This window comes from Mesorhizobium sp. P2_D6 (genome assembly GCF_056404315.1).
Genome location: NZ_JBFUEG010000004.1, coordinates 430,696 through 449,695, shown reverse-complemented (window position 1 = coordinate 449,695; position 19,000 = coordinate 430,696). Strand labels below are relative to the sequence as shown.

The 19,000-nt window shown below is 63.8% G+C and carries 21 protein-coding genes; 13 read left to right on the top strand and 8 right to left on the bottom strand.

The annotated features are described in order from the left end of the window. Positions 1-206: 206 nt before the first annotated feature. Both AC1D1L_RS11845 and AC1D1L_RS11840 read left to right on the top strand, forming a co-directional pair. A complete protein-coding gene (locus AC1D1L_RS11845) occupies positions 207-626 on the top strand; it encodes an N-acetyltransferase family protein (protein ID WP_477341424.1) in 420 nt (139 codons plus the stop codon). Positions 627-656: 30 nt separating this feature from the next. After that, complete coding sequence (locus AC1D1L_RS11840; protein WP_477341422.1) at positions 657-995, top strand: hypothetical protein; 339 nt, start codon at positions 657-659, stop codon at positions 993-995. A 4-nt stretch (positions 996-999) separates the two neighbouring features. On the opposite strand, the gene zapE is transcribed toward AC1D1L_RS11840, so the two are convergent. After that, a complete protein-coding gene (zapE, locus tag AC1D1L_RS11835) occupies positions 1,000-2,211 on the bottom strand; it encodes a cell division protein ZapE (protein WP_477341420.1) in 1,212 nt (403 codons plus the stop codon). 30 nt (positions 2,212-2,241) lie between these two features. Next, positions 2,242-2,781, bottom strand: coding sequence for an AprI/Inh family metalloprotease inhibitor (locus AC1D1L_RS11830; protein WP_112560096.1), 540 nt, complete (start codon positions 2,779-2,781; stop codon positions 2,242-2,244). Between the two features lie 273 nt (positions 2,782-3,054). Between AC1D1L_RS11830 and AC1D1L_RS11825 the strand changes: the two genes are divergently transcribed. From AC1D1L_RS11825 to AC1D1L_RS11785, 9 genes are all read left to right on the top strand, one after another. After that, positions 3,055-4,065 (top strand): MBL fold metallo-hydrolase, encoded by a 1,011-nt coding sequence (locus AC1D1L_RS11825; protein WP_477341418.1) that lies wholly within the window; start codon positions 3,055-3,057, stop codon positions 4,063-4,065. Between the two features lie 64 nt (positions 4,066-4,129). Beyond that, on the top strand, positions 4,130-4,291 hold the full coding sequence (locus AC1D1L_RS11820; RefSeq protein ID WP_066991727.1) for a DUF1328 family protein: 162 nt from the start codon (positions 4,130-4,132) through the stop codon (positions 4,289-4,291). A 210-nt stretch (positions 4,292-4,501) separates the two neighbouring features. Further along, on the top strand, positions 4,502-4,972 hold the full coding sequence (locus tag AC1D1L_RS11815) for a cupin domain-containing protein (RefSeq protein WP_477341414.1): 471 nt from the start codon (positions 4,502-4,504) through the stop codon (positions 4,970-4,972). A gap of 273 nt (positions 4,973-5,245) precedes the next feature. Then, positions 5,246-6,130, top strand: coding sequence for a diaminopimelate epimerase (dapF, locus tag AC1D1L_RS11810; RefSeq protein WP_477341412.1), 885 nt, complete (start codon positions 5,246-5,248; stop codon positions 6,128-6,130). Next, a complete protein-coding gene (mtaB, locus tag AC1D1L_RS11805) occupies positions 6,130-7,434 on the top strand; it encodes a tRNA (N(6)-L-threonylcarbamoyladenosine(37)-C(2))-methylthiotransferase MtaB (protein WP_477341410.1) in 1,305 nt (434 codons plus the stop codon). Before dapF ends, mtaB begins: the two co-directional genes overlap by 1 nt. Positions 7,435-7,446: 12 nt before the next feature. Next, on the top strand, positions 7,447-9,423 hold the full coding sequence (gene ftsY / locus AC1D1L_RS11800) for a signal recognition particle-docking protein FtsY (RefSeq protein ID WP_477341408.1): 1,977 nt from the start codon (positions 7,447-7,449) through the stop codon (positions 9,421-9,423). A gap of 61 nt (positions 9,424-9,484) precedes the next feature. Continuing rightward, positions 9,485-10,156 carry a septation protein A gene (locus tag AC1D1L_RS11795; protein ID WP_112560237.1) on the top strand — a complete coding sequence of 224 codons (672 nt, stop codon included), beginning with the start codon at positions 9,485-9,487 and terminating at the stop codon, positions 10,154-10,156. Positions 10,157-10,222: 66 nt separating this feature from the next. Beyond that, positions 10,223-10,843, top strand: a complete 621-nt coding sequence (locus tag AC1D1L_RS11790) for a pyridoxamine 5'-phosphate oxidase family protein (RefSeq protein ID WP_477341406.1) — start codon at positions 10,223-10,225, stop codon at positions 10,841-10,843. 61 nt (positions 10,844-10,904) lie between these two features. After that, positions 10,905-11,438, top strand: a complete 534-nt coding sequence (locus AC1D1L_RS11785) for an NADPH-dependent FMN reductase (protein ID WP_477341404.1) — start codon at positions 10,905-10,907, stop codon at positions 11,436-11,438. 224 nt (positions 11,439-11,662) lie between these two features. Here the strand turns inward: AC1D1L_RS11785 and AC1D1L_RS11780 are convergent, their stop codons facing one another. Together AC1D1L_RS11780 and AC1D1L_RS11775 are read right to left on the bottom strand one after the other, a co-directional pair. Beyond that, positions 11,663-11,869: a tautomerase family protein gene (locus AC1D1L_RS11780; RefSeq protein ID WP_127280266.1), complete on the bottom strand. Its 207-nt coding sequence runs from the start codon at positions 11,867-11,869 to the stop codon at positions 11,663-11,665. A 165-nt stretch (positions 11,870-12,034) separates the two neighbouring features. Beyond that, on the bottom strand, positions 12,035-12,955 hold the full coding sequence (locus AC1D1L_RS11775) for an SMP-30/gluconolactonase/LRE family protein (protein WP_477341402.1): 921 nt from the start codon (positions 12,953-12,955) through the stop codon (positions 12,035-12,037). Positions 12,956-13,244: 289 nt separating this feature from the next. Between AC1D1L_RS11775 and AC1D1L_RS11770 the strand changes: the two genes are divergently transcribed. Then, positions 13,245-13,412: a hypothetical protein gene (locus AC1D1L_RS11770; RefSeq protein WP_112560088.1), complete on the top strand. Its 168-nt coding sequence runs from the start codon at positions 13,245-13,247 to the stop codon at positions 13,410-13,412. 42 nt (positions 13,413-13,454) lie between these two features. Here the strand turns inward: AC1D1L_RS11770 and AC1D1L_RS11765 are convergent, their stop codons facing one another. From AC1D1L_RS11765 to ccmA, 4 genes are all read right to left on the bottom strand, one after another. Next, positions 13,455-14,036, bottom strand: a complete 582-nt coding sequence (locus AC1D1L_RS11765; RefSeq protein WP_477341400.1) for a DsbE family thiol:disulfide interchange protein — start codon at positions 14,034-14,036, stop codon at positions 13,455-13,457. Continuing rightward, positions 14,033-14,224, bottom strand: a complete 192-nt coding sequence (ccmD, locus tag AC1D1L_RS11760) for a heme exporter protein CcmD (RefSeq protein ID WP_477341398.1) — start codon at positions 14,222-14,224, stop codon at positions 14,033-14,035. The genes AC1D1L_RS11765 and ccmD overlap by 4 nt, the downstream gene beginning before the upstream one ends. A gap of 105 nt (positions 14,225-14,329) precedes the next feature. Next, positions 14,330-14,995, bottom strand: coding sequence for a heme exporter protein CcmB (gene ccmB, locus AC1D1L_RS11755; protein ID WP_477341396.1), 666 nt, complete (start codon positions 14,993-14,995; stop codon positions 14,330-14,332). A gap of 229 nt (positions 14,996-15,224) precedes the next feature. Further along, complete coding sequence (gene ccmA, locus AC1D1L_RS11750) at positions 15,225-15,827, bottom strand: heme ABC exporter ATP-binding protein CcmA (RefSeq protein ID WP_477341394.1); 603 nt, start codon at positions 15,825-15,827, stop codon at positions 15,225-15,227. Between the two features lie 285 nt (positions 15,828-16,112). On the opposite strand from ccmA, the gene acnA reads away from it, so the two are divergent. Continuing rightward, entirely contained in the window at positions 16,113-18,803 is a 2,691-nt protein-coding gene (gene acnA, locus AC1D1L_RS11745; RefSeq protein ID WP_477341392.1) for an aconitate hydratase AcnA, read from the top strand. Positions 18,804-19,000: the final 197 nt, after the last annotated feature.

Genomic DNA, 19,000 nt, shown 5'->3' with positions numbered 1-19,000 from the left:
GACGCCCAAATCTGTGGCGATCTGGTTGACGGCGTCGAGGAAGAGGCCGGAAGGCTGCGGGATCCGCGAGATTTCGCCGCATCCAGTAGCCCTGGTGGAAAATATATTCAACCGATTATTTTCGAGTGAATAATTTCAATCGGTTAGAAACATCGGGATTTACGTAAACGTCAAAGTTTGTAAGCCGACTTGAGAGGTTTTACACAATGAACGTGGAAATCAGAAGACTATATGCCGGCGATGACGCCCTTGTGAAGCGGATCGCCGAAGACGTGTTCGACGAGCCGGTGCGCGCCGACAGGCTCGCCGCCTATCTCGCCGCACCAGGCCATTTCATGATCGTGGCACTGTCCGAAAATGTCGTCGTCGGCCAGTGCGCCGCCATCATCCACCGCCACCCCGACAAGGTCAGCGAACTCTACATCGACGAGGTCGGGGTGTCCCCGGCCTTCCAGCGCCAGGGCATCGCCCGAAAGATGCTGGATGCGATGTTCATGATCGGGCGCGAACAGGGCTGTGAAGAGGCATGGGTCGGCACCGAGCCGGACAATGTCGCGGCGCGCTCGCTTTATGAGTCGCGCGGTGCAGTAGCCGAGCCATTCGTGATGTATGTCTACAGGCTCTAGAATGCCGCCACGACAACAGGGAGGTTAGCCATGACTGAGACAGAACCGCTCATTCTGCGTCGCTGGTCGTCCGTCATCCGTACACAGGATCGCGTTGCCTATGCCGCCTATGTCGAGAGGACGGGAGGCCTCGACTACGCGGCTACGGCCGGCAATCGCGGTTTCCAGATGCTTATGCGCGATCGCGATGATGACTCGACGGAGATCGTCACATTGAGCTGGTGGTCATCAATGGACGCCGTGCGAAGCTTTGCCGGGGATGCACCCGAACTGGCCCGCTACTATCCCGAAGACGATCGCTACCTTCTGGAAAAGCCCGAATTCGTCGACCACTACACGGTTGTTGCCGGAACCTTGCCGCCCATTTGAAGGCTTAGGCCATCGCGACCGGGGGCTCGCTATGCCTGCCTTCGGGCTTCTGCGCCTTCTGCCGTTCCGCCCAGTCTTCCAGCCAGTCGCGGCTTTGCATCTCGATCAGCCGTGAGGCGGTGCGTTCGAATTCGAACACCTCGACGCCGCGCTTGGCCGTATAAAGCTCAGACGGCGCGGCCTCGGCGCTCACCACCAGCCGCGTGTGGTGATCGTAGAGCGTGTCGATCAGGAGGATGAAGCGTTTGGCCTCGTTGCGCCTGCCTTCGCCGAGCACCGGCACGCGATCGATGAAGATGGTTGAGAAACGGCCGGCAATGGCCAGGAAATCGCGGGCGCCAAGCGGCTTTTCGCAGAGATCGGCGAAGGAAAACCGCGCCGTGTCGCCCGCAGCGGCCGGCACCACCACCTGCCTGCCCTTCACCGCCAGGGTGGTCTCGACGACGGGCGCGCCGCGTGTCATCGCCTGCCAGGCCTCGTCCAGCATACGGTCGGCCTCGGCATCCGCCGGGGTGACATAGACAGGCGTGCGCGCCAGTTTTTCCAGCCGGTAGTCCTTGTCGGCATCGAGTGTCAGCACCTGGGCGTGACGCTCGAGAATGCTGATGAAGGGCAGGAAGAGCTGGCGGTTCAGCCCGTCGCGATAGAGGTTTTCGGGCGCGACATTGGAGGTGGCGACCAGCACCACGCCATTGGCAAACAGCGCCGAAAACAGCCGCGACAGGATCATCGCATCGGCAATGTCGGTGACCGAAAACTCGTCGAAGCACAGCACCCAGGCCTGTTCGGCAAGCTGGAGTGCTACCGGCGGGATCGGATCGTCCTCCTTGGCGTCGCCATTCTTGCGCGCCTGCCGGTGCTTCTGGATGCGATCCTGCACATCGGCCATGAAGTCGTTGAAATGGACACGGCGCTTGCGGCGGACCGGCAGCAGTTCGAAGAACATGTCCATCAGCATGGTCTTGCCGCGGCCGACGCCACCATGGATGTAGAGGCCTTTGACGACCTCGCGCGTCTCGCGCTTGCGGGCAAACAGCCAGCCGAGCGCACTCGATTTGTGCGCCAGCCGCTTGACCGAGATCTCATCGGTCAGCCGGTCGAGTGCGGCTGCGATGCGCTCCTGCGCCGGATCGCGTTCGACAGCGCCGGTGTCGACCAGATGGTCGTAGCGCTGCCTGACGGTGGCATGGGTCTGGAGGCCGTCACGCAGATGCATCGGTCACGTCGCTGTCTAGGGATAGGCAGCTTATCTTGTAAGCGAAATCGGCAAGCCGGTGGAAGTCTGGCCGTCGAATTTCGAACCGCCCGACGAATAGAGCCGCGCCAGGGTGCCTCCATTCTCGTCATAGAGCGTCAGCTGCTTGCCGGCGACGTTCCACGACTTGATGCCGTCGATGGGTGCCGGGCAATGCAACGGTCCGGCGCGATAGCCGGCGCCGAATTTGGTCTGTGGCGTCGCCACCTTGCAGCTCTGTCCGGACACGCTGGCGTTCCAGACACCGGCGACGCTGGCCGCGGTGAGGTCGGTGGCGCCGGCAGGCGCCGATCCATCCGGCGGCAGCGAGGCGACCTGAGTGCCGGCCGGCGCCGTCGGGAATTGCGACGGGTCGGTTGTGCCCGGCGCTGCCGGCGGCGGCAGCTGGCTTCCGCTCACCGTACCGGCGGGCGCGGGCTGCAGTGGCGCCGGCTGCTGGTCATCCATCGATGAAAAACGCGAGGTCGAACAGCCGCTCGCAAACAGCGCGGCCAGCGATACGGCCACCAGGCCGCTTCTCGAAAAAGTCATTTCAACCTCCGTCGGATCCGGCTGGGGGAGCCGTCCGCACACTCTCACCCTCACCAAGATGGAGAAGGTGGCGAAATTTCAACCCGATATGGTTAAAATAGGGTTTGCGGCAAGAATTGTTGCAAATTTGTCGCAAAATTCCGGGCGGACGAGGGCGTGCCTTGGCTCTAGCGCGGTTCGAACCGGTAGATTGCTTGCGACAGCGGCACCTGCTTGCGCCGGAGGCCCTCGTCCCTATCTAGCAAGGACCAGAAACCTGCCGGAGCCGAAACCTTGGCCGCGAGAAAGAGACCCGCCAACCGCTATTACAGCGGCCCGCCCAGCGACCATTTCGACGGTACTCTGTTTTTCAATCCCGACGGCCAGATGCCAGGCCGCTTCACAGATCTGCTCAAATGGCAGCTAAGCGGCGAGCGTTCGAAATGGCCGGCAGCCAATCCGAGTCCGTTTGAACCAACGGAGCCGGCGGCGCGCATCAACAGCGACGGGCTGCGCCTGACTATGGTCGGTCATGCGACGCTGCTGATCCAGACCGCCGGCCTCAACATCCTGACCGACCCGGTGTGGTCGCCGCGCGTCTCGCCGCTCTCCTTTGCCGGGCCCAGGCGCGTCAATGCGCCAGGCATCGCGTTTTCCCAGCTGCCGCCGATCGACCTGGTGCTGGTCAGCCACAACCATTACGACCATCTCGACCTTGCCACGCTCAAGCGGCTGAAGGCGAAGCACGATCCGCTTGTGCTGACGCCGCTCGGCAACGACGCCATCATCGATAGCGCCGTGCCGGGCATGCGAACGACGGCGCATGACTGGGGTGAGCGTGTCGAGATTACCAAGGACATCGCCGTCCATGTCGAGCCGGTGCATCATTGGTCGGCGCGTGGCGCGCGCGACCGCCGCATGGCGCTGTGGGCTGGCTTCGTCGTCGAAACCCCCGCCGGAAAGATCTATTTCGCTGGTGACACCGGTTTCCATGGCGGCGCCAATTACCGGCTGATGGCTGAGAAACATGGCGGCTTTCGCCTCGCCATCCTGCCGATCGGTGCCTACGAGCCGCGCTGGTTCATGGCGCCGCAGCATCAGAACCCGGAAGAAGCGGTGCAAGGCATGCAGCTGTGCAACGCGGCTCACGCCGCAGGTTGCCACTGGGGCACGTTCCATCTCACCGACGAACCGATCGACGAGCCGGTCCAAAAACTGGCCGAAGCGCTGAAGGCGAAGGGCGTGCCGCAGGAGCGGTTCCGCGCCCTGCGGCCGGGTGAAATCTGGGACGTGCCGGAGGTCTAGGGAAGGAACCCAACGGGCCAAAACGCGTTGTCTTGCGCGACGCAATTTGGCCGGGAGCCTTTCCATGATCAAATGGATCATCATTCTTCTGATTGTCGCCGCCGCCGCGAGCCTGCTCGGCATGCCGGCGCTGGCCGGCGCGGCCGCTACCGGCGCACGCATCCTCATCGGGATCGTGCTGATCATCTTTCTGCTGATCGTGCTCGGCGTCTTCGCTGTAACCTAGTGAATATCGGCCTGGCACAAGAGTCCGGCTCAAGATTCCTTGGCGAAAGCGCATGCGCCGCACTCGCATGCGCTCTCGCCAAGGGCGGCGTCGATACTGAGCCGAGAACTTGCTTGCCTAGACGTGGCTCCCGGACCTAATCTGGACGGTTTTGGCGAGCCCAACCCGGCACGGGCCGGAATGGGTAGCCCGCCGAGACGGGAGGCTACCATGAAAGTTGCATCGCTACTTGCAGTCGGCTGGATCGTATCCTGCGCAATCGCCTCCGCTGCTTCGGCAGAGGACGCGCATACCGTGATCACTCCCAACGAGGTCAAGTGGGGCCCGGGCCCCAAAGCGCTCCCTGCCGGAGCAAAGTTGGCAATCCTGTACGGCGATCCGACCAAGGAAGGTCCGTTTGCCCTTCGGCTCAAATTGCCGGCTGGGTACGCGATCGCGCCGCACACACATCCAGGGCTTGAAGTTGACACAGTAATTTCGGGAACCGTTAATCTTGGCATGGGAGAGACCGCCGACCGGAGTACAGCCAGAGCAATTCCTGCGGGTAGCTACTTCGCTTTGCCGCCAGGCATGGCGCATTTTGCTTATTTCGATGAAGAGACGGTGCTCCAGCTCACCACAAATGGCCCGTGGGGCATCAAGTACATCAATCCGGCGGACGATCCTCGAAAGACGCAATAGCTGCGGCGGATCAAATGCAAACTGCCCCGCCGCGCTCGGCGGCGGGGTGCCAATACCGAGACAGGCTGAAGTGGATACCCAAGCGGGACTCAGGCCGTGGGTACCAGGCGTTGGATTTTATCCGTTAGGGGCGGCATCTTGCCGTCGCTAGGCGGCGCCCCCTTGGTCGTCGCCCAAGCGCGACCACTTGGTCGTCGCGCAGCCGCGCCGGACTGGTAATTCCCGCCCGTTTCCGCCATATAGCGCCAAACGGACACGGAAATGATGGGATCGATGGCAGGCACCGCCCCCTTCGCCAAGATGAACGGCATCGGCAACGAGATCATCGTTGCCGACATGCGCGGCCGTGCCGATCGAGTGACGGCAGCGTCGGCTGTCGCGCTCAACGCCGATGCGGCGACCAGGTTCGACCAGATCATGGCCATCCATGACGCCCGCACGCCCGGCACCGCCTACTACATCGACATATTGAATTCCGACGGCTCGGGCGCACAGGCCTGCGGCAATGGCATGCGCTGCGTCGTCCAGGCGCTGGCCGCCGAAACCGGCCAGAAGAACTTCACCTTCGAGACCCGCGCCGGCATCCTCAACGCCCTCGAGCACGCTGACGGCACCATCTCGGTCGACATGGGCACGCCGCGCTTCGGCTGGCAGGATATTCCGCTGGCGGAAGAGTTTCGCGACACCCGCATGATCGAATTGCAGATCGGCCCGATCGACGCGCCGGTGCTGCATTCGCCTTCGGCTCTCTCGATGGGCAACCCGCACGCCATCTTCTGGGTCGATCGCGATGTCTGGTCCTACGAGCTCGAGCGTTTCGGGCCGCTGCTCGAAAACCATCCGATCTTCCCCGAGCGCGCCAACATCACAATCGCACAGGTGACGTCGCCGGAGACGATGATCATCCGCACCTGGGAGCGCGGCGCCGGCCTGACCAAGGCCTGCGGCTCGGCCGCTTGCGCAGCGGTAGTCGCCGCAGCCCGCACCCGGCGCACCGGCCGCAACGTCACGCTGATGACGCCAGGCGGCGGCTCGCTGCATGTCGAATGGCGCGACGACGACCACGTTATCCTGACCGGCGCTGCCGAATGGGAGTTTTCCGGCAGTTTCGATCCGTCGACCGGAAGCTGGGCTCGCGACACTGAAAGCGCGGCCTGATGTCCGGTCTTGCCAACGCGAAAGGCATCGACGTCGTCACCTTCGGCTGCCGCCTCAACACCTATGAGTCCGAGGTGATGCGACGTGAGGCGGAAAGTGCCGGCCTCGGCGCGCTCGCAGGCGGCGCCATCATCTTCAACACCTGCGCCGTCACCTCGGAAGCGGTGCGTCAGGCCAAGCAGTCGATCCGCAAGGCCCGCCGCGAAAACCCGCAGACGCGCATCATCGTCACCGGCTGCGCAGCGCAGACCGAACCGCAGAATTTTGCCGCCATGGACGAGGTCGATCTCGTGCTCGGCAATGAGGAGAAGTTGAAGGCGAACTCCTACCGCGCGCTGCCGGATTTCGGCGTCAACGACACCGAGAAGGCGCGCGTCAACGACATTTTCTCGGTGCGCGAGACCGCTGGTCACATGGTCGACGCCATCGAGGGCCGGGCGCGTGCCTTCGTCCAGGTGCAGAATGGCTGTGACCATCGCTGCACTTTCTGCATCATCCCCTATGGCCGCGGCAATTCACGCTCGGTGCCAATGGGCGCCGTGGTCGAGCAGGTCAAAAGGCTCGCCGGCAATGGCTATGCCGAAATCGTGCTGACCGGCGTCGACATGACCAGCTTCGGCGCCGATCTGCCGGGTGCGCCGAAACTCGGCAAGCTGGTGAAGACCATCCTGAAGCAAGTTCCTGATGTGAAGCGGTTGCGGCTGTCCTCCATCGATTCGATCGAGGCCGATGACGAATTGCTCGACGCCATCGCCACCGAGCCCAGGCTGATGCCGCATCTGCACCTGTCGCTGCAGTCGGGCGACGACATGATTTTGAAGCGCATGAAGCGCCGCCATTTGCGCGACCAGTCGATCCGCTTCTGCGAGGATGTGCGCAAGCTGCGCCCCGAAATCGTCTTCGGCGCCGACATCATCGCCGGCTTCCCGACCGAGACCGAGGACATGTTCGAGAATTCGATAAAGATCGTCGAGGAATGCGGGTTGACGCATCTGCATGTCTTCCCGTTCTCGCCCCGCGAAGGCACGCCCGCCGCGCGGATGCCGCAGGTCCGCCGCGAACTGGTGAAGCAGCGCGCCGCAAGGCTGCGCGCCGCCGGCGAGGCCGCGTATATCAGTCATTTGTCGGCACTCCCGGGAACGCGTCAGTCGATCCTGGTCGAGCGCGACGGCCTCGGCCGCACCGAAGGATTTACGCTGGCCGCCATCGCCGCCGGTGCGCCGGGCGAGATCGTCGATGCCACCATTACCGGCCATGACGGCGCGCGCCTGCTTGCGGCGCCGCTCGCTGCCCGCGCCGCCTGAGACGATTGAAGCATGGCCGGTTTTTTCAAGAAGATATTTTCGTTCGGCAAGAAGGAAGTCGTCGAGGAACGCATCGACGAAACCACTCCCCTGCCGCCGATCAAATGGGATGCGCTGGAAGCGCTGAAGCCTGCCGCCGAGCAAGTCGTTCCGGAGTTTTTGAAGCGTGACGAGGCGCCAGCGCCCCACCCTCCTCTCGATGGGGAGGGTCGCCACGAAGTGGCGGGGAGGGGTGACAGCGCCGACGCCGATCATCCCCACCCCCAAGCTTCGCTTGGGACCTCCCCCATCGAGGGGGAGGTAAAGGCAGCGCCGGAGCCGGCGCCCGAGGAGCTGAAGCCCGAACCAGCGCCGACCATTCCGCCGGCACCGGAGCCGGTCGTCCCCTCTGAGCCGGAACCGCTGCCGGAGCCTGTGCCGGAGCCTGTGCCGGAGGAAGAGCCGCAACCGGAACCTGAGCCCGAGCCGCTGGAACCTGAGGAGGTTCCTACGCCGCCCACCGTTCCGGAGCCGCAGCCGCAAGAGGTGCCGCCGGCACCAGCCGAGCCGGAGATCGAGCCGTCGCGCCCGGAAAGGCAGCCTGAGCCAGCGCCTGTCGAAGTGCCGCCACCGGCCGATGCACCGGTAGAGACGCCACCCCCAATCGAGGTGCCGCCACCGGCGCCGTCTCCCGCGCAGCCAACCTCAAAGGCCGGCGCCGCCCCTCATCCGCCTGCCGGCACCTTCTCCCCGTATAGTGACGGGGAGAAGGAAGAAGCGCCGACGCCTTACCCTCCCCTCGATGGGGAGGGTCGACGCGAAGCGGCGGGGTGGGGTGACAGCGTCGACGCCAGTCACCCCCACCCCCGAGCTGCGCTCGGAACCTCCCCCATCGAGGGAGAGGTAAAGTCCGCGCCGCCCGAAGCTACACCCACGCCGGTCGAAGCACGGTCCATCGTTGCCGAGATCGCGCCCAAGCCGCAGCCAGCCCCGCAACCTTCGCCAGAGCCAAAACCCGCTCCCGGCAAAGTCACTGTCACGAAGAGGGTCGAGCAGAAGGCCGAGCCGGTCAAAGCACCCGAACCGGCACCGCGGCGCTCCTGGTTCCAGCGCATGCGCGACGGGCTCGCGCGCTCCTCGAAGGAACTCACCGGCAACATCGCCGGCGTCTTCACCAAGCGAAAGCTCGACGAGGACACGCTGCAGGACCTGGAGGACGTGCTGATCCGCGCCGATCTCGGCCTGGAAACCGCGCTGCGCGTAACCGATGCGCTGGCCTCCAGCCGCTACGGCAAGGATGTCTCCGACGCGGAAGTGCGCGCCGTGATGGCAGCCGAGGTGGAGAAGGTGCTGACCAATGTCGCCATGCCGCTGGAGCTCGACCTCTCGCACAAGCCGCATGTCATCCTCGTCGTCGGCGTCAACGGCACCGGCAAGACCACGACCATCGGCAAGCTGGCGGCAAAACTGACCGATGGCGGCCTCTCGGTGATGCTCGCCGCCGGCGACACCTTTCGCGCTGCAGCCATCGAGCAATTGAAGATCTGGGGTGAGCGGACGAAATCGCCGGTCATCGCCTCCAAGATCGGCGCCGATGCCGCCGGCCTTGCCTACGACGCCTTCGAGAAGGCCAAAGAGGCTGGCTCCGACGTGCTGATCATCGACACCGCCGGCCGGCTCCAGAACAAGACCGAGTTGATGGCCGAGCTGGAAAAGATCGTGCGCGTGCTGGGCAAGCTCGATCCGGAAGCGCCGCACACCGTGCTGCAGACGGTCGACGCCACCACCGGCCAGAATGCGCTCAACCAGGTCGAGATCTTCCGCAATGTCGCCGGCGTCAACGGCCTGGTGATGACCAAGCTGGACGGCACGGCGCGCGGCGGTATTCTGGTGGCGATCGCGGCAAAGCATAAACTGCCGGTCTATTTCATCGGCGTCGGCGAACAGGTCGACGACCTCGAACCTTTCTCAGCCAGTGAATTCGCCAGGGCGATCGCGGGCGTAGCGTAACAGGCAATGATCTCGAAGAGCTGACGGCTTTTTGGACAAGATCATGCGTCAGAAGGAAGTCATGAACCCTCCCATCCTCGAACGCGACCCGTCCGACCCGCAAAAGAAGAAGGAAAGCGTCAATCCGCTGCTCAAGCTGGTGCTGGAACTCGGGCCGCTGATGGTGTTCTTCTTCGCCAATGCGCGCGGCGCCTGGCTGGTCGAGAAATTTCCGGTGCTGGCCGAATTCGGCGGGCCGATCTTCGTCGCCACCGGCCTGTTCATGGCCGCGACCGCAATTGCGCTGATCGCCTCCTGGCTGCTGATGCGCACCTTGCCGATCATGCCGATGGTCTCGGGCGTCGTCGTCTTCATCTTCGGCGCGCTGACGCTCTATCTGCAGGACGACGTCTTCATCAAGATGAAGCCGACCATCGTCAACACGCTGTTCGGCGGCGTGCTGCTTGGCGGCCTGTATTTCGGCCGCTCGCTGCTCGGCTATGTCTTCGATTCGGCCTTTCGCCTCGATGCCGAAGGCTGGCGCAAGCTGACCTTCCGCTGGGGCCTGTTCTTCCTGTTCCTGGCTCTTGCCAATGAAGTGGTGTGGCGGAATTTTTCGACCGACTTCTGGGTTACCTTCAAGGTCTGGGGCATCATGCCGATCACGCTGCTGTTCACCTTCAGCCAGATGCCGCTGATCCTGCGCCATTCGATCGAGGATAAGACCGAGAAGGTGGAAGAAGCAGGCAAGTAGAGCAATTCCAGGAAGAGTGTGTAGCGGTTTTCCCAAGGATTGCGCTGGAATTGGAGGAGAGGGGCCATGGAATTCGTCACCACGAGCGACGAGTTGAGGACAATCTACAAGACGCCGCGGCCGACCGACGCCTCGATGCGCAAGGAGCTCAGGGCGCTCGACGGCCACTGCCGCGCCTTCATCGGCAAGAGCCCCTTCGTGCTGATCGGTTCTTCCGATAACGCCGGCAATGCCGACGTGACGCCGAAGGGCGACAGGCCCGGCTTCGCCCTTGTCCTCGACGACAAGACCATCGCCATCCCCGACCGGCCCGGCAACAACCGGCTCGACACGCTGGAAAACATCCTGCTCAACCCTTCGGTCGGGCTGCTGTTCCTCATCCCCGGCATGAACGAAACGCTGCGCATCAATGGCGACGCCCGCATCACCGTCGATGCGGATTTGCGTGAGCGCCTCACCGTCGACGGCAAGCAACCGCAAAGCGTCGTCGTGGTGAGCGTCAAGGCCGCCTACATGCACTGCGCCAAGGCGTTCATGCGTTCCGAGTTGTGGAAGCCGGACAGCTGGTACGACCGCGCGACGCTGCCGACGCTCGGCCAGATCCTGTCCGATCAGATGGCGCATGCCGAAACGCCCGATGATTTCGACCGCTCACTGGACGAGGCCTACAGCAAGACCCTGTGGTAGATTTTTGGCGACGATTCGCCATTCCGGCCCCTTGCCCGGTTCCCCTTTGCCCGGTTTTCCCGTGATCGAACTCCTCGCCATCTCCGGCAGTCTGCGCGCTGCCTCGACCAATTCGGCGCTGCTCGCGGCGCTGGCCGCGAACGCGCCTTCGGATTGCCGCGTAGCCGTTTATGACGGGCTGGGCCTGCTGCCGATCTTCAATCCCGACGACGAAGGCGAGCGCACGCCACGCGAAGCCGCACGGCTGATCGGGGCCGTCACCAGCGCCGACGGCATTATCGTTTCCTGCCCCGAATATGCGCATGGCGTGCCGGGCGGCATGAAGAACGCGCTCGACTGGCTGGTCTCGCGCGACGCCGCCGTCGACAAGCCGGCCATGCTGGTGCACGCCTCCGCGCGCTCGCTCTACGCCCGCGCCGCACTGGCCGAGATCATGCGGACGATGTCCTTCGCGCTTTGTGAGGACGCGGCGCTGGAGATTGGCTTGCTCGGCAAGAAACCGCCAGAGATTGCGAACATTCTGGCGGAGCCAACGAATGTGCTGGCGATGCGGGAAGCGGTTTCAGCCTTCGAGGAGTTCATCCGGGCGCGGTGAGCGATGGCAATCATCATCGCTTGCGATCCTTCGCACCCCCCTCTGCCCTGCCGGGCATCTCCCCCTCAAGGGGGGAGATTGGCAGCTTTGCGGTCTTCGCCTTCCTTCAACGCTGGTGGTTGGCGAAAGCAGAGGCGACATCCGATCTCCCCCCTTGAGGGGGAGATGGCCGGCAGGCCAGAGGGGGGTGCTGTCCCGCCAGCTTACCAAGGCTGCACCCCTGCCTACCCCTTCCGCAGCGTCTCGACATCGGTCTTGCCGACATACCAGTCGCGCGCATTGACCTCTTCGAACACCACCCAGACATCGTCGTTGCCGAGCCCGGTGGCGTCCATGATGGCCGCCGTTACCTTTCTAGCGATGTCAGCCTTCTTGCCCGCCGGATCAGCGGCGATCACTTCCTTGACGATGCGGATGTTGACGAATGGCATGATGTCCTCCCCTTAAATTGTGCCTGATATCGCCACTGGCAGACGGCTTCGAAATCCGCTCCGGCGAACCGCTTGGCGGCGGTTCCGGCAGCCGCAGCGCAACCGGCGTCGCGGGCATGCGTAGGAGCGCCATCAAGGGCCGCCAGAGAAGTGTTTCCAGCAGCCTCAATAGGTCTTGGCCCCGTTCACCATCAGCCGCACCATGTAAAGCGACGTCGTGCCGGCGATGTAGAGGCAGTTCAGCTTGTTGCCGCCGAACACGCAATTGGCGGTGACTTCCGGCACCTTGACCTTGCCGATCAGCGTGCCGTCGGGATCGTAGCAGTGGATGCCGTCGGCGGCGCTGGTCCAGATGCGGCCGGCCTCGTCGAGCCGGAAGCCGTCGAACAGGCCGGCCGTGCAGTCGGCGAACACCTTGCCGCCCGACACTTTCTTGCCGCCCTTGCCGATGTTGAAGACCCGCATATGCGCCGGGTTTTGTGAGCCATGGGTGCGGCCGGTGTCGACGACATAGAGCTGGCTTTCATCGAGCGAGAAGGCAAGCCCGTTCGGCCGGACCATGTCGGTGATGACAGCCTCGACCTCGCCGCTGTCGGGATCGACCCGGTAGACGTAGCAGGCGCCGATTTCGCTCTCGGCCTTGTCGCCCTCATAGTCAGTGTCGATGCCGTAGCTCGGATCGGTGAACCAGATCGAGCCGTCGGAGCGCACCACGACGTCATTTGGCGAATTCAGCCGCTTGCCTTTCCATTTGGCCGCGATGGTGGTGATCGAGCCGTCATACTCGGTGCGGCTGACGCGGCGGCCCGAATGCTCGCACGTCACCAGCCGGCCCTGGCGGTCGACGGTGTTGCCATTGGAATTGGCGGAGGGCTGACGGAACACGCTGACATTGCCGTCGGTCTCGTCATAGCGCAGCATGCGATTGTTGGGGATGTCGGACCAGACGACATAGCGGCCGGCGGCGAACCAGGCCGGCCCTTCCGCCCACTGACATCCGGTGAACAGTTTTTCCACCTGCGCGTTGCCATTGAACAGCCGCGCGAAACGCGGATCGAGAATTTCGTAATAGTCTGCGGCCGCCATGCTTTTCCTCCGGGCATCACGTGACGCGCGGATCAAGCCAGCCTGCGGGCGAGAAGGCAAGATGGCGCATGCGCAATTTGTAAGACAAAAGGCATGCGGCCCGGCATTGGCTCGCCAGCCTGCCCGGCCGGGTACGGTGCTGTTAGCGCTGCATTAACCGGCTATGCGCTCTGTGCAATGGTGCATTGCAACATCTTCTTTTTGCATCGCACCATTCCTATGTCATGCTGCGTACAGTCAAGGGAGGAACAAATTCGCCGCTGATATGCGGCACGAAAGGACCCTTGCTATGATCTTCGACAGTCTCATGACCCGCGCTCGCACCTCGATTGCCAAGCGCAAGCACTACAACCGCCTCGTCGCCGAAATCGAGAACCTTTCCGGCCGCGACCTCGCCGACCTGCGCGCCGATCGCTCGGAAATGCTCTACCAGGTCCGCAAGCAGATCTACGGCTGAGCTTAATGTCCTGACGGCCCCGCGTTCGAAGCGAGGCGGCCGTCAGCCCGGTGCCGCGAGCGCCTTCTCAATTTCGGGCATCAGCACCGTCTGCGAGGCCTCGCCCGTCAGCGGCCCGACATGCTTGTAGGCGATCTTGCCATCCTTGCCGATGACGAAGGTTTCCGGCACGCCGTAGACACCCCAGTCGATGGCCGTGCGGCCGGTTTCGTCGACGCCGATGGCCTGGAACGGATTGCCGAGATCGCCGAGGAACCGGCGCGCGTTTTGCGGCTCGTCCTTGTAGTTCAGCGCTGCCATGACGAAGCGCTTGTCTTGCGACAGCGCCAGGAGCACCGGATGTTCTTCCCGGCACGGCGCGCACCACGATGCAAAGACATTGACCAGCGTCACCTTGCCGGCGAAGGTTTTTGAATCGAGGCCGGGCAGGTTTGACGCTTCCAGCGCCGGCAAATTGGTCTGCGGCGCCGGCAGGCCAATCAGCGCCGACGGCACTTCCGCCTCGTCGCGCCCCGACAAAAGCTGCAACAGGAACAGCCCCGCAAGGCCGAGGAAAACCAGCAGCGGCAACAGCACAATCAGGCGGCGGCGCGGCGGCGCCGGCGTATCGCTTTCCGTGCTCATGGTTTGTTGGCCCCAGTGCTAGCCTCAGTGCTGGCCTTGTCCGAACGCCGCCGTACGCCTGCTGCCTCTAGTTCTGCCAGTTCGCGTTTGCGCCCACGCTGGTCGAGCAGGATCCAGCCGATCAGCCCGGCCAGCACGATCGCCGTGATGCAATAGGCGGCGGTGACATAAAGGGCGTGTGCGCTCATGCAGCCCGCTTCCCTTCCGCTGTCGCTTCGCCGTGCTCGATCATGGCCTTCCCATAGCTTTGCAGCTTCGGCTTCGCAATTGGCCGCTGCGCCGCAGCCGCCACGTCAATCCGTTCCATGCCGCAGCGCCAGCGCTGCCGCCACCGGCCCCAGCACGGCAAGAAACAGCGTCAGCGCGGCAAGAATGAGGAAGGGCTGCGCGAACGGGTCGGGATCGGCCACCGCGCCGTAGCTGGCCGACACGCCGAAGATCAGCACCGGAATGGTCAGCGGCAGCACCAGCACCGAGATCAACAGCCCGCCGCGCGGCAGCGCCACCGCCACCGCCGCGCCCACCGCACCGATGAAGGTGATTGCCGGCGTGCCGACCAGAAGGGTCAGCGCCGTCGCGCCGATGCTGAGTGGCTCCATGTTCATGAATAGGCCGAGCAGAGGGGCGGCGACCACCAGCGGCAGAACGCTGCCCGCCCAATGTGCCAGGCACTTCACCAGCACCGTCAGCGCCAGCATATGGCGGTCATTGGCCAGCACCAGAAGATCGAGCGAGCCGTCCTCGCGATCGGCCTGGAACAACCGGTCGAGGCCGAGCAGGCAGGCGAGAAGCGCGCCGATCCACAGGATCGCCGGGCCGATGCGGGCGAGCAGCTTCAGGTCGGGGCCGACGCCGAAGGGGATGGTGGCAATGACGGCGAGGAAGAAGATGACGCCAGTCAACGCTCCGCCGCCGGCACGGATGGAGAGGCGGATGTCGCGGAGGAAGAGGGCTAGCATGGGCAAGCCGCCGCTGCGGTTCGACTGCATTCTCTGCTAAGACCGCGTTCCTTCACACCCCCCTCTGGCCTGCCGGCCATCTCCCCCGCAAGGGGGGAGATTAGCAGCTTCGTTGAAGGCGCTTCTCCTTCAACCTTGGTGATTGGCGAAAACCGACGCGACATCCGATCTCCCCCCTTGCGGGGGAGATGCCCGGCAGGGCAGAGGGGGGTGTGACGTAGTGCCGACATCACTGCCCCATCACCAACGCCTGCGCCCCATCAATCCCCAGCGGCAGATGCGTCGCCGCCACGACAATCCCACCGTCCGCGCAGTGCTTCGCCATCAACCCCGCAAACCGCGCCTCCGAAGCCTTGTCCAGCCCCGCCGTCGGCTCATCGAGCAGCCACAAGGGCCTGTGGCTGACCAGCAATTTCGCTATTGCCGCGCGCCTTCTTTGCCCGGTCGACAGGTACCCGAATGGCAGATAGCCGATGCCGCCGAGACCGACCGTCTCCAGTGCCTCTTCGACACCCAACTGGCCATCGCCACTGAAATCGCGCCAGAAGCGCAGATTCTCCGCCACGCTGAGCGCCGTCTTCATCGCATTGAGATGGCCGAGATAATGGACGGCCGAAGCGATCGTCGGAAACGTCTCGCCGCCGCCCTCGATTCGCACATCGCCTTCAGCCCTCGGCAGCAGCCCGGCGATGACCCTGAGCAGGGTCGATTTGCCTGATCCGTTCGGTCCGGTGACGACCAGCGCCTGGCCTTTCTCGAGCGCAAAGCCGATGCCGGAAAAGACCATCTCGCCGCCGCGTTCGCCGCCCAGATTTTCGGCGATCAGCCGCATCCTTGCCCGTCCCGAAAACTTTACCGTGCGACAGCTGCCGCATCGCACAAAATTGCCTGTCGCCTGTCTAGAACTATTCCAGAAAATTCTCTATATGCGGGACATCCGTGCCAGCGGTCGGCACGGGAAGAGAATTTGCGCCGAACCAGCGCACGCGCCGCCTTGAACGGCTCGGGTTGCTTGGGAGCGGACAGCGGAAATGGCCGTACCCGCACCTTTGCGCGTGATTGCATGCCCATCGGCGTCCGTTCCCTTTCAGGCTGAACAGACAAGGACGGACCGCACGTGTCAAAATCCCTCGACAGTTTCAATTGCCGCCGCACCCTCACCGTGGGTGGCGCGGACTATGTCTATTACAATCTGGTCGAGGCCGAGAAGAACGGCCTCACCGGCATCGCCCAGTTGCCTTATTCGATGAAGGTGCTGCTGGAGAACCTTTTGCGCAACGAAGACGGCCGCTCCGTCACCAAGGAATCGATCCAGGCGGTTGCCGGCTGGCTGACCGACAAGGGCACTGCAGGCGTCGAGATCGCCTATCGCCCGGCCCGCGTCCTGATGCAGGATTTCACCGGCGTTCCAGCGGTGGTCGATCTCGCTGCGATGCGCGACGGCCTCAAGGCGCTCGGCGGCGATCCGCAGAAGATCAACCCGCTGGTGCCGGTCGACCTCGTCATCGACCATTCGGTCATCGTCGACGAATTCGGCACGCCGATGGCCTTCGCCCGCAATGTCGAGCTCGAATATGAGCGCAACGAGGAGCGCTACAAGTTCCTGAAATGGGGCCAGCAAGCATTCCGAAACTTCCGCGTCGTGCCGCCCGGCACCGGCATCTGCCACCAGGTCAACCTCGAATATCTCGGACAGGTCGTCTGGACCAACACCGAGGACGGCGAAACCACCGCCTATCCCGACACCTGCGTCGGTACCGATTCGCATACCACCATGATCAACGGCCTTGGCGTGCTCGGTTGGGGCGTCGGTGGTATCGAGGCAGAGGCCGCCATGCTCGGTCAGCCGGTCTCCATGCTGTTGCCGGAAGTGATCGGCTTCCGCCTCACCGGCAAGCTGAAAGAAGGCGTCACCGCCACCGACCTCGTGCTCACCGTCACCCAGATGCTGCGCAAGAAGGGCGTCGTCGGCAAGTTCGTTGAGTTCTTCGGCCCCGGCCTCTCCAACATGACGCTGGCCGACCGCGCCACCATCGGCAACATGGCACCCGAATATGGCGCCACCTGCGGCTTCTTCCCGGTCGACGGCGAAACCATCCGCTACCTGACAATGTCGGGCCGTGAGGAAAGCCGCATCGCTCTGGTCGAAGCCTATTCCAAGGCGCAAGGCATGTGGCGTGACACCGGCTCGGCCGATCCGGTCTTCACCGATTTGCTCGAGCTTGAACTCAGCGAGGTCGTGCCGTCGATGGCCGGCCCCAAGCGCCCCGAAGGCCGCGTTGCGCTGGAAGGCATTCCGGCCGGCTTCGCCAAGGCGATGGAGACCGAGTACAAGAAGGCCGCCGAAATCCACAAGCGCTACGCCGTCGAAGGCACCGACCATGATCTCGGCCATGGCGACGTCGTCATCGCCGCCATCACCTCCTGCACCAACACCTCCAACCCGAGCGTGCTGATCGGCGCCGGCCTGTTGGCGCGCAACGCCAACCGGCTCGGCCTCAAGCAAAAGCCGTGGGTGAAGACCTCGCTTGCCCCCGGCAGCCAGGTGGTGGCTGAGTATCTGGAGAAATCCGGCCTGCAGAAGGAACTCGACCAGATCGGCTTCAACCTGGTCGGCTTCGGCTGCACCACCTGCATCGGCAATTCCGGCCCGCTGCCGGCGCCGATCTCCAAGACCATCAACGACAAGGGCCTGATCGCTGCCGCGGTGCTCTCCGGCAACCGCAATTTCGAAGGCCGCGTCTCGCCCGACGTGCAGGCGAACTACCTGGCGTCGCCGCCGCTGGTCGTCGCGCATGCGCTGGCCGGCACGGTCACCAAGGACCTCACCACCGAACCGCTTGGCGAAGGCCGCGACGGCAAGCCGGTCTACCTCAAGGATATCTGGCCGAGCTCGGCCGAGATCCAGGAGTTCATCGAGAAGAACGTCACCCGCGAGCTGTTCGCCCGCAAATATGCCGACGTCTTCAAGGGCGATGAGTACTGGCAGAACGTCAAGGCGCCGGAAGGCCAGACCTATGCCTGGGACGACAATTCGACCTATGTGCAGAACCCGCCCTATTTCGCTGGGATGACCGCCGGGTTCGGCAAGATCGGCGACATCAAGGGCGCGCGCGTGCTGGGTCTCTTCGGCGACAAGATCACCACCGACCACATCTCGCCGGCGGGTTCGATCAAGGCGGCGTCGCCGGCCGGCAAATACCTCACCGACCATGGCGTCGGCGTTGCCGACTTCAACCAGTACGGCACGCGGCGCGGCAATCACGAGGTGATGATGCGCGGCACCTTTGCCAACATCCGCATCCGCAACCACATGCTGGGCGAGAACGGCCGCGAGGGCGGCTACACCATCCACTACCCGTCGAAGGAAGAGGAATCGATCTACGACGCGGCGATGGAGTACAAAAGGGAGGGCGTGCCGCTGGTCATCTTCGCCGGTGTCGAATACGGCAACGGCTCGTCGCGCGACTGGGCGGCCAAGGGCACCAACCTGCTCGGTGTCCGCGCCGTCATCGCCCAGTCCTTCGAGCGCATCCATCGCTCGAACCTGGTCGGCATGGGCGTCATCCCCTTCGTCTTCGAGGAAGGCACCTCCTGGGCCTCGCTCAACCTCAAGGGCGACGAGATGGTCGAGATCGACGGCCTGAGCGCCATCAAGCCGCGCCAGACGATGATCGCCAAGGTCACCTATGGCGACGGCACGGTGAAGAACGTGCCGATCATCTGCCGCATCGATACGCTGGACGAACTCGACTACTTCAAGAACGGCGGCATCCTGCAATACGTGCTGCGCGATCTGGCCGCGTAGGGAATAGGGCGTAGGCAGTAGGCAGTAGGGAATAAGGCCTCCTACTGCCTACCGCCCAGTCTTTCCAAAGCATTGGCCGGGCGGACGGAAGTTCCGCCCTGTTTGCTTGCAGTAAAAACCGGCTGGGCTCAGGAAGATCTGCCGCAAGCTCCTGATGCCGTGCTCCCGATCGAACCGGGCGGTGAAGTGCACCGTCC